The 9,110-nt window shown below is 72.9% G+C and carries 9 protein-coding genes; 4 read left to right on the forward strand and 5 right to left on the reverse strand.

The genetic code is table 11. The features are described 5' to 3' along the window. Both UO65_RS07335 and UO65_RS33135 read right to left on the reverse strand, forming a co-directional pair. Nucleotides 1-521 (reverse strand): LLM class flavin-dependent oxidoreductase (locus UO65_RS07335; RefSeq protein ID WP_035279974.1); only part of this gene is annotated, 521 nt, incomplete at its 3' end. Nucleotides 522-619: 98 nt separating this feature from the next. Then, nucleotides 620-1,054: a DUF1707 SHOCT-like domain-containing protein gene (locus tag UO65_RS33135; RefSeq protein ID WP_052020864.1), complete on the reverse strand. Its 435-nt coding sequence runs from the start codon at nt 1,052-1,054 to the stop codon at nt 620-622. A gap of 103 nt (nt 1,055-1,157) precedes the next feature. Between UO65_RS33135 and UO65_RS07345 the strand changes: the two genes are divergently transcribed. Further along, nucleotides 1,158-1,799, forward strand: coding sequence for a TetR/AcrR family transcriptional regulator (locus UO65_RS07345; protein WP_035279975.1), 642 nt, complete (start codon nt 1,158-1,160; stop codon nt 1,797-1,799). A gap of 1 nt (nt 1,800) precedes the next feature. Here UO65_RS07345 and UO65_RS07350 read toward each other — a convergent pair whose 3' ends face one another. After that, nucleotides 1,801-2,817 (reverse strand): LLM class flavin-dependent oxidoreductase, encoded by a 1,017-nt coding sequence (locus UO65_RS07350; protein WP_200873326.1) that lies wholly within the window; start codon nt 2,815-2,817, stop codon nt 1,801-1,803. 137 nt (nt 2,818-2,954) lie between these two features. Between UO65_RS07350 and UO65_RS07355 the strand changes: the two genes are divergently transcribed. The 3 genes from UO65_RS07355 to UO65_RS07365 all read left to right on the forward strand — a co-directional run bounded on the left by UO65_RS07355 (nt 2,955) and on the right by UO65_RS07365 (nt 5,924). Next, complete coding sequence (locus UO65_RS07355; RefSeq protein ID WP_035279977.1) at nt 2,955-3,830, forward strand: NAD-dependent protein deacetylase; 876 nt, start codon at nt 2,955-2,957, stop codon at nt 3,828-3,830. Between the two features lie 129 nt (nt 3,831-3,959). After that, nucleotides 3,960-4,691 carry a GNAT family N-acetyltransferase gene (locus tag UO65_RS07360; protein ID WP_052020865.1) on the forward strand — a complete coding sequence of 244 codons (732 nt, stop codon included), beginning with the start codon at nt 3,960-3,962 and terminating at the stop codon, nt 4,689-4,691. 93 nt (nt 4,692-4,784) lie between these two features. Further along, a complete protein-coding gene (locus UO65_RS07365; RefSeq protein WP_035279978.1) occupies nt 4,785-5,924 on the forward strand; it encodes a hypothetical protein in 1,140 nt (379 codons plus the stop codon). Nucleotides 5,925-6,098: 174 nt separating this feature from the next. Here UO65_RS07365 and UO65_RS07370 read toward each other — a convergent pair whose 3' ends face one another. Beyond that, nucleotides 6,099-7,304 (reverse strand): hypothetical protein, encoded by a 1,206-nt coding sequence (locus UO65_RS07370; RefSeq protein ID WP_035279979.1) that lies wholly within the window; start codon nt 7,302-7,304, stop codon nt 6,099-6,101. After that, entirely contained in the window at nt 7,301-8,812 is a 1,512-nt protein-coding gene (locus UO65_RS07375) for an alkaline phosphatase D family protein (RefSeq protein ID WP_035279980.1), read from the reverse strand. Before UO65_RS07375 ends, UO65_RS07370 begins: the two co-directional genes overlap by 4 nt. Nucleotides 8,813-9,110: the final 298 nt, after the last annotated feature.

Consider the following 9,110-nt stretch of genomic DNA (forward strand, 5'->3'; position numbering starts at 1 on the left):
GGCGGGTGCGGGGTCTGGTACGGCTTGGGCAGGATCGGCACGTCGTTGATGGTGAAACCGTCGCCGTCGTGGGAGAAGCGGTCGCTGGTCCACATCTTCGGGATCATGTCGAAGGCGGCCGCGGTCTGCGGGCGCACGTCGTCCTTGTCGATGTTGAACAGCCGCCACTCGGGCACGGTGGACCGGGTCAGCCCCAGCTCGACCCGGCCGCCGCTGAGGTGGTCGAGCGTGGCCGCCCGCTCGGCGACCCGGATCGGGTGGTTGAACCGGCTCGGCGCCAGCACCGCGGAGTGCCCGAGCCGGATGCGGCTGGTGCGCTGCGAGATCGCCGCCAGCACCATCTCCGGTGCCGACGACAGGCTGAACTCCTCGGCCCCGTGGTGCTCGACCTGCCACCAGCAGCCGTAGCCGAGCTCATCGGCCAGCTCGGCCTGGGCCAGGGCCTGGCGGAACCGGAGCTGTTCCTGATCCGGACCCCAGGGGCGGGGGTTCTGGATCTCGTTGAAGATGTCGATCTTCATTCGCGTGCCTCTTCCTCACCGGACGGCGGTGTCCTGGAGGAGTCAGCGCGTGCGGGCCGCGCGTTAGGGGCAGCGGGCGAGTTGTCGCGAACCTGGTATCAACCCCGCCAGGCGGGGGTGCGGCGGGCCTGCTTGGCGGCGTGCGCGGTGGTGGCGCGGTAGGTGACCGCGGCGATGGCGATGGTCGGGATCAGCAGCCAGACCGGCCAGAAGTGGACGTCGTCGCTGAGCTGGAAGCGGACCAGGGCCCAGACGGCCAGGTTGATCACGAGGGTGACGGTCCACCACAGCCAGACGATGCGGACCCACTTCGGCGCCGACGACCGCCGCTCGGTGCGGGCGTGGGACACCGCGGGCAGGTCGGTGAAGATCTTGGCGAGGTCGCCGTAGGTCGTCGCGCGGTTCACCCCGTCGAGCCTGGTGTCGTACTCGGTCAGGCTGAGCCTGCCCTGGGCGTGCGCGGCGCGCAGCTCCTCGGCGGCGCCACGCCGGTCCTCGTCCGAGATCCGCATGTTCCGTTGCTGCTGCGCCATGCCCGCACGTCCCCTTCCCCGATCTGACACGCCAACGTGTCACAACATCTGACACGAAACCATGTCAGTAGGCTGCGGACATGGTCAAGCGAAGGCAGAACCTGTGACCGGGGTCACCACCGATGGCCGCCGCTACGGTGGCCGCGACGCCGGGCAGCGCCAGGCCGAGCGGCGCTCCCGGCTGCTGGCCGCGGGGTTGGAGCTGTTCGGCACCGACGGCTACGCCGCCTCCTCGGTGAAGCAGGTGTGCGCGGAGGCCGGGCTGACCCAGCGCTACTTCTACGAGTCGTTCACCGAGCGCGAGCAGTTGCTCCGCGCCGTCTACGACGAGCAGGCCGCCCTGGTGCGGGCGGCCGTGGAGACGGCCGTGGCCGCCGCGGGCGAGCAGGTCGAGAACCGCGTCCGGGCCGGGCTCACCGCGCTGGTCGACACCATGTCCGCCGACCGGCGCCGGGCCAGGGTGATGGTCATCGAGATCGTCGGCGTCAGCCCGGAGCTGGAGGCCCGCCGCCGCGAGGTGCTGCACGCGTTCGTCCGCTACATCGCCGCCCTGGTGCCCGCGGAAGCCGAGACGCTGGCGCCGCACCAGTTGGAGACCGGGGTGATGGTGCTCGTCGGCGGGGTCAACGAGGTGCTGGTGGACCAGACCCTCGGTTACCGCTCGGCCACGACCCCGGAGCTGGTGGAGATCATCACGGCGCTGTTCATGGGCGGCTTCCGGGCGCTGGGCACCCGGTCGGGGTAGGTCACGCGGTCGGTCGCCACCCCAGCGCGGGTCCGAGGTGGGTGGCGACGTCGGTGAGGATCTGCACGTGGTCCTCGTGCTCGAAGGTGAACGGCAGCGCGAACGCCACCTCCGTGACCTGCTGGAACGCCGCGTTCTCGGACAGCCGCTCGGCGATCTGCGCGGACGTGCCGACCAGGTCGCGGGCGTACACCACCCGGGCCGGACCCTGCGGCTCGGCGGTGCGCGGGGTGCGGCCTGCCACGTACTCCTCGTACTTCGCCCGCTGCGCCGGGGTCGCGGAGTCGGTGGGGATCACCACCAGGCCCTGGGAGACGCGCGCCCGGTCGCCCAGCGGGTGGTGCTCGCGGAACCGCAGGACCTGCGCGAGCTGGATGCTGTCGAAGTCCTGCTCGGTCTCACCCGCGCGGACGACGTTGCTGGTCAGGAAGTTCAACCCCTGCTCACCGGCCCACTGCGCCGAACGCAGGCTGCCGCCGCCGTACCAGAGGCGTTCGGACAACCCCGCCGCGTGCGGCTCCACCCGGTCGGAGAACACCTCGATGCCCTCGGTGCCGCTGAACCCGGTCACCTTCTCCCCGCGCAACGCCGACAGCAGCCGCTCCGCACGGCGGTAGCTGAAGTCCTCGACGTCGGCGGTGTCCGGGTAGAGCGCGTCCTTGAGCCGGTCGTAGTGCATCGGCGGGCCGACGCTGACCCCCGGGTTGAGCCGCCCGCCGGAGAGCACGTCGACCGTCGCCAGGTCCTCCGCCAGCCGGATCGGGTTCTCCCAGCCCAGCGGGATCACGGCGGTGCCCAGCGCGATCCGGCTGGTGCGCTGGGTGGCCGCGGCCAGCAGCGCCACCGGCGAGGAGATGCCGTGCTGCAGGTGCCGGTGGCGCACCCACGCGCTGTCGAACCCGAGCCGCTCCCCCAGCTCGATGACCTCCAACGTGGACTCGTGCCCCGGTCGGGGGTCGTCCGGGTCGAACAGCCCGATCGTCAGGAAGCCCAGCCTCCGCAAGGGTTCCGCACCCACCACGCCACCTCCACCGTCCACGGTCCGCTGCCGCCAGTCTCCCCCGCCCGCGCCCGCGATCCACCGAGTGGGAAACCCCTGGTGGGCAGGCCCGTCGGCACGGGCGAGCACCGCCAAGACGGACGTAGGATGGACGCATGCGCACCCGGCCGACCCTGAGCTGGACGGCAGGCGGACCGCCGCTGCCCAGGACCACCCGACTGGACGAGGTGGTCGAGCTGGTGGACCGCGGCGGTGTGCTGGTGCTCAGCGGCGCGGGCCTGTCCACCGAATCGGGCATCCCGGACTACCGGGGCGCGGCGGGCAGCCTGCGCAAGCACACCCCCATGACCTACGGGGAGTTCGTCGCCGACCCCGACGCCCGCCGCCGCTACTGGGCGCGCAGCCACGTCGGCTGGCGCACCATCGCCCGCGCCGCCCCGAACGCGGGCCACCGCGCCGTCACCGCCCTGCACGCCCGCGGCCACCTCACCGGCGTGATCACCCAGAACGTCGACGGCCTGCACCAGGCCGCGGGCACCCCCGACGTGGTCGAACTGCACGGCGGCCTGGACCGGGTCGTCTGCCTGTCCTGCCGCGAACCCACCCCGCGCGAGGACCTGGACCGCCGCCTCGCCGAGGCCAACCCCGACTTCTCCGCCGAGGCCGCCCCGATCAACCCCGACGGCGACGTGGACCTCGACGACACCGCGGTGGCCGACTTCCGGGTGGTCGCCTGCCGCACCTGCGACGGCGTCCTCAAGCCCGACGTGGTCTTCTTCGGCGAGAACGTCCCCCGGCCGCGGGTCGACCTGTGCAACGCCCTGGTCGACGCGGCGGCCTCGGTGCTGGTCCTGGGCTCGTCGCTGACCGTGATGTCCGGCCTGCGCTTCATCCGCCGGGCCGCCACCACCGCCACCCCCGTCGCCATCATCAACCAGGGCGAGACCCGAGGCGACCAACACGCCACCCACCGGGTCGACCTGCCCCTGGGCCACGCGCTGACGGAACTGCGGAGCAGGCTCTCCGCCTGACCCACCGCCACCCCCGCCGGAGCGGGACAGCTCCCCGCCTCCCGGGCAGTGGGATCACCCACGGTGCGGAACACCGGGCAGTGCGGGCGGGTTCACCCCGGTGTCGGAACGAGGGACCGGAGGAGCGCGATGGCGGCCGAGCGGGCGCTGGACAACGCCGAGCGGGTACTGGACAACGCGACCTGGGAGTCGCTGACCGGGGCGCACGCCCAGCTCGCCGAGCGGCACGGCCGGGTGGTCCGCTACCCGGTGGACGTCTCACCGTTCGCGGCCGTGCGGCCCGGGGTGTCGGCGTGGGACGAGGTCGCGGAGCTGGCGGGCGCGGGGAACGAGGTCTTCATCCCCGGCCTGGACACCCCACCCCCGGGCTGGGAGACAACGCTGTCCATCCCCGGGGTGCAACTGGTGGACGCCGGGGTCGAGGGAGCCGCGGACCCCGAGGCCGTGCGGCTGGCGGTCGCGGACGTGCCGGAGATGCTGGCCTTGGCGCAGCGCACCCGACCCGGCCCGTTCCTGCCCCGCACCATCGAACTCGGCACCTACCTGGGCATCCGCCGGGGCGGGGAACTGGTCGCCATGGCCGGGGAACGCCTGCACCCGCCCGGCTGGACCGAGATCAGCGCCGTCTGCACCGACGAGTCCCAGCGCGGCCAGGGGCTGGCGACCAGGCTGGTCCGCGCCCTCGTCGCGGGCATCCGCGAGCGCGGCGAACGCCCGTTCCTGCACACGCCCGCGACCAACACCAACGCCATCCGCCTCTACCAGGCACTCGGCTTCCACCTGCGCCGCAGGGTTTCCTTCACCTCCGTCCGCGTCCCCGAGCCCGTGTCGGGCACTCCCGGCACCCTCACCCGACCCTAGGGACCGAGGAACTTTTCGGATAATGCCCTTGTTTGAGTAACGGCATTATGTATACCTTGTGTCACGTCCTGATCACCCGATGAGAGGACCGTGATGCGCGCAACCCTGGTCCCCGCGGTGCTGCTGGCAGCCACCGCCCTGCTCGGCACGGAGGCCACGGCGGTCGCCGTGGCCGCACCCACCCTGCGAGAACTGCCTGCTCCCTCCCCCGACCACTCCGCCTCGGCCCTCGGGGTGACCCCCAGCGGGCTCGTCGTGGGCAACGCCCGGCAGGCGGATTCCTTCGACCAGCACGCGGTGACCTGGCGCGGCGGCAAATTGCTGCCGCTCGACCCCAACCCCAGCCAGGCCATCGAGTTCAACTCCCGCGACCAGGTGGTGGGCACGCGCCGGGTCGGCGGCGTGTCCTCGGCGGTGCTGTGGTCGGGTGGGCGCACGACCGACCTGCTGCCGCCCGGGGCGGTCTCAGCGGTCGGCCTGGGCATCTCCGAGGTCGGCGAGGTGCTGGTGCGGGCCGTGACCGAGTCCGGGCCTGGCTACCTGTTCGCGACGTGGCGCGCCGGGGTCTGGCGCACCATCTCCACCGACGGCCACCTGGGGCGGATCGGCCCGCGCGGGGACGTCGCCGTGTCCTCGGACTCGGGCACGCACGTGTACCGCGCGGGCAGCGGCGCGGCCGTCGCCGTGCCCAACCCGTTCGGCGGGGGCTACCCGCCCGAGCCGACGGGGATCAACGCCCGCGGTGACGTGCTGTTCGACCTGGTGGTCCCGGAGGGCGGCTACCGGGTCGGCTTCTGGCGCGACGGGGTGCTGACCGACATCGGCACCCTCGGCGGCAACCAGGCGGTCACCAACCTGCCCGGCGTGGGCCGCGGGCCGTACCTGAACGACGCGGGCGAGGTGACGGGCACCTCCGAGACCGCGAGCGGCGCCTACCACGCGTTCCGCTGGCGCGCGGGCACCATCACCGACCTGACACCGGCCAGCCCGCTGCCCTCCACCGGCAACAGCATCAACCAGGCCGGGCAGGTCGCGGGCACGCAGGCCGTCGAGGTGGGCGGCGCGCGCACGAGCGGCGGCCGGATCTGGCCGCGCCACGGCGTTCCGGTCGAGTTCGCGTCGACCGGCGCGCAGCGCTCCGTGGGCTGGCTGGCGATCGCGCCGCACAGCCAGTGGGTCGTGGGTGCGGACAACGGCCCGAACTCCCCCCGCCGCGCGATCAGTTCCCGCTAGTCGCTCCCGGCCCGGAACACCGCTGCCCCCGGCGCGCACGCGGCGGGGGCAGCGGTGGGGCTGGGATCAGCGGTTGCCTCGGGCGGGCTCGCCCGCGACGCGGTCGCCCAGCCCTTGGCGAGCACGGGGGGCGATGAACGGCGACTCGTCCGTGTTCCGGTCACCCGGAGCCGGTCACCAGGTGCTGTTCAGCAGCCCGGTGCCCAGGTAGACCTGGTCCGCCCCGTTGCCGTCGTTGTCGTCGGTGTAGGCGACGGTGAGCTGACCCCACGCGTCGACGCCGAGGGCGGGGTGTTCCTGGCGGCCGGTGGCGGTCTTGACCGCGGCGAGGCGGGGCAGCCTGCCGGTGGCGGTGCCGTCGGCGTTGAGGCCCTGGGCGAACACGTCCTGCCCCGTGCTCCAGGCGACGGCGACGCCGCGCTGGTCGTCGATGCCCACCTGGGGGTCCGCACCCGCCAGCACGGTCTCCGCACCCGCCGCGCCCGCGGCGGTGAACGAGCGGACAGCGGTCGCGGCGGTCCCGGTGTGGTCGGTCTCCCAGGCCACAGCGAAGTCACCGGCGAAGTTCGCCGCGACCGACGGGTGCCGCTGCTGGCCCGCGGTGGTCGCGTTGGCGACCCCCTGCGCCCGCTTGACCCCACCGGCCGGGGTCAGCACCTTGAGGCCGACGTTGAACGAGCCGTTGGCGTCGCCGTCCTCGTCCCACACCACCACGGCGTTGCCCGCCGCGCCCACGGCCACGTCCGGGCGCTGGTGGGTGCCACCCGCGGCGTGGACCTGGGCCTCGTAGGTCTTCGACGTGACCGACGCGAAGCCAGCGACGCGGACCGTGGGCGCGGTCGCGGTCTGCTCGTCCTCCCACACCACCGCGAAACCCGCGCTGTCCGGGTCGGCGGCCACGGCCGGGTCGAGCTGCTGGCCGTCGGAGGAGGCGTTGGCGGTCGCGGAACCGGAAACGGTGCCGTCGGTGCGGACCGCGCGGACGGCGATGTTGTAGTAGCCGTTGCCGTCGCCGTCCGTGGCCCACACCACCACGGCGCTGCCGTCGTCGTGCAGTGCCACGTCCGGCTGCAGGTGGGTCCAGTTGCCGGTGCCGCCCGCCGACAGCTTGGTCTCGTAGCGGGACACGCCGTCCTTGAACAGGCGGAGGAAGACCTCGCTGTGCAGCGCGTCCCCGCCGTCGCGGTCGTCCTCCCAGGCCACGGCGGTCCAACCGTTGCGGACCGCGGAAACCGCGGCGTTGTGCTGGTTGCCGGTGGAGACGGAGTTGGCCGTGGCCCAGGTGATGTCAGCGGGGGTGGTGCCCGCCGCGGCGGCGGTGTGGGTGGTGAGGGCGGCGGTCAGCAGCGCCGCCGCCAGCACGGGGATCGTCTTGTTCACGGCGCCTGCAATCCGGGGTTGTCGGCCTCGATGACGTAGCTGCCCACGGTCTTCACCGGGTAGTCGCGAACGGTGACCCGGTCGACCGCGCGGAAGTCCACCGCCATCCGGGTCGAACTGGTGACGGTGCGGACGTAACCGCGCAGGTTCTTGTGGAACTTCACGTGCGGGTTCAGCGCGGAGAGCCCGTTGTCCGAGGCGTTCCCGTCACCGCCGGAGGTGACCGAGGTGGTCACCAGCTCGGTGCCGACGACCCGGTCCTGCGCGGTGTAGTCCCGCATCAGGTTCGACGCCCACGAGCGGTGCACGTCGCCGGTCAGGACCACGGTGCCCCGGTTGCCCTGGGCGTCCCACCCGCGCTGGAGCCGATCGCGGTTGGCGGTGTAGCCGTCCCAGGCGTCCATGCTGCGCGCGCCGTCGGCGGAAGCCAGCTTCTGCGCGAAGAACACCTGCTGGCCCAGGAAGTCCCAGGTGCCCAGCTTCTGCCGCATCCCGTCCAGCAGCCACGCCTCCTGCGCCGCCCCGGTCAGCGTGCGGGTCGCCGCGTCGGCCTCCGGGCACACCTTGCTGCCGTCGCCGCAGGCCTGGTCGTCGCGGTACTGGCGGGTGTCGAGCATGTGGAAGGTGGCCAGGCTCCCCCACCGGATGCGCCGGTACAGCCGCATGTCCGCCCCGACCGGCACCTGCGCGGCGCGCAGCGGCATGTGCTCGTAGTACGCCTTGTACGCGGCGGTGCGGCGGGCGCGGAAGTCACCGGCGGGCGAGCTGTCGTTGCGGACGAGCCCGGCGTAGTTGTTCTCGACCTCGTGGTCGTCCCAGACCGGCACCCAGGGCGCGACCGCGTGCGCGGCCTGCAGATCCGGGTCGGTCTTGTACTGGGCGTGGCGGACGCGGTAGTCGGCCAGGTCGTCGATCTCCACGGTGGGCGCGTGCTTGCGCACGGCGGTGCTGCTCGCCGCACCCTCGTAGATGTAGTCGCCCAGGTGCAGGATCAGGTCCGGGCGCTCCTCGGCCATCCGCCGGTACGCGGTGAAGTAACCCGCCTCGTAGTGCGAGCACGAGGTGAACAACATGGTCAGCTCCGGGCTGGTGCCCACCGCCGGAGCCGTCCTGGCCCGCCCCACCTGGGAGATGAACCCGGAGGCGCGGAAGCGGTACCAGTACTCGCGGCCCGGCTGCAGGCCGGTCACCTCGACGTGCACGCTGTGCGCCGAGGCCCGCGCGGCGGTGGCGGTCCCGGACCGCACCACCTGGGTGAACCGCTCGTCCGCCGCCACCTGCCACTCCACCGGCACCGCCGTGTCGGGCATCCCGCCCAGGCCGTCGGCGTTCAGCGGGCTCGGCGCCAGCCGGGTCCACAGGACGAACCCGTCCGCCGCCGGATCACCCGAGGCCACGCCCAGGGTGAACGGGTAGCTGATCGCGTTGGCGGCGTGGGGCGCCAGGAGCACGGTCCCCACCCCGGTCAGGCCGCCGAGGATGAAAGTACGTCTCCGCAATGAGGTCACGGAGGACTACAAGTACGGGGCCCAGGTGATCCACAGCGGTCGTCGAGGTGGCCCCCGGCCGAACGCGGCCGGAACCCGGGGGGCTGCGCGCTGCTCGACGAAGGCTGACCCCTGCTTGGAGCCCGGTCCTTCGTCGGGGTGCCCGGGTGGGTGGATGTGCTCGGCTTGGCCGTCTCCGGCAAAGCCCGGTCGTTTGGTGGGTGGTGCCCGGGTGGGTGGATGTGCTCGGCTCGGCCGTCTCCGGCAAAGCCCGGTCTTTGTGTGGGTGGTGCCCGGCTGGGTGGATGTGTTTGGCCGG

It is taken from the genome of Actinokineospora spheciospongiae (genome assembly GCF_000564855.1).
Taxonomy (GTDB): domain Bacteria; phylum Actinomycetota; class Actinomycetes; order Mycobacteriales; family Pseudonocardiaceae; genus Actinokineospora; species Actinokineospora spheciospongiae.

Coding starts and splice junctions, on each gene's coding strand:
- UO65_RS07355 (WP_035279977.1), top strand. CDS start 2,955: ATGCGCACCCGGCCGACCCTGAGCTGGACGGCAGGCGGACCGCCGCTG.
- UO65_RS07365 (WP_035279978.1), top strand. CDS start 4,785: ATGCGCGCAACCCTGGTCCCCGCGGTGCTGCTGGCAGCCACCGCCCTG.
- UO65_RS33135 (WP_052020864.1), bottom strand. CDS start 1,054: ATGGCGCAGCAGCAACGGAACATGCGGATCTCGGACGAGGACCGGCGT.
- UO65_RS07360 (WP_052020865.1), top strand. CDS start 3,960: ATGGCGGCCGAGCGGGCGCTGGACAACGCCGAGCGGGTACTGGACAAC.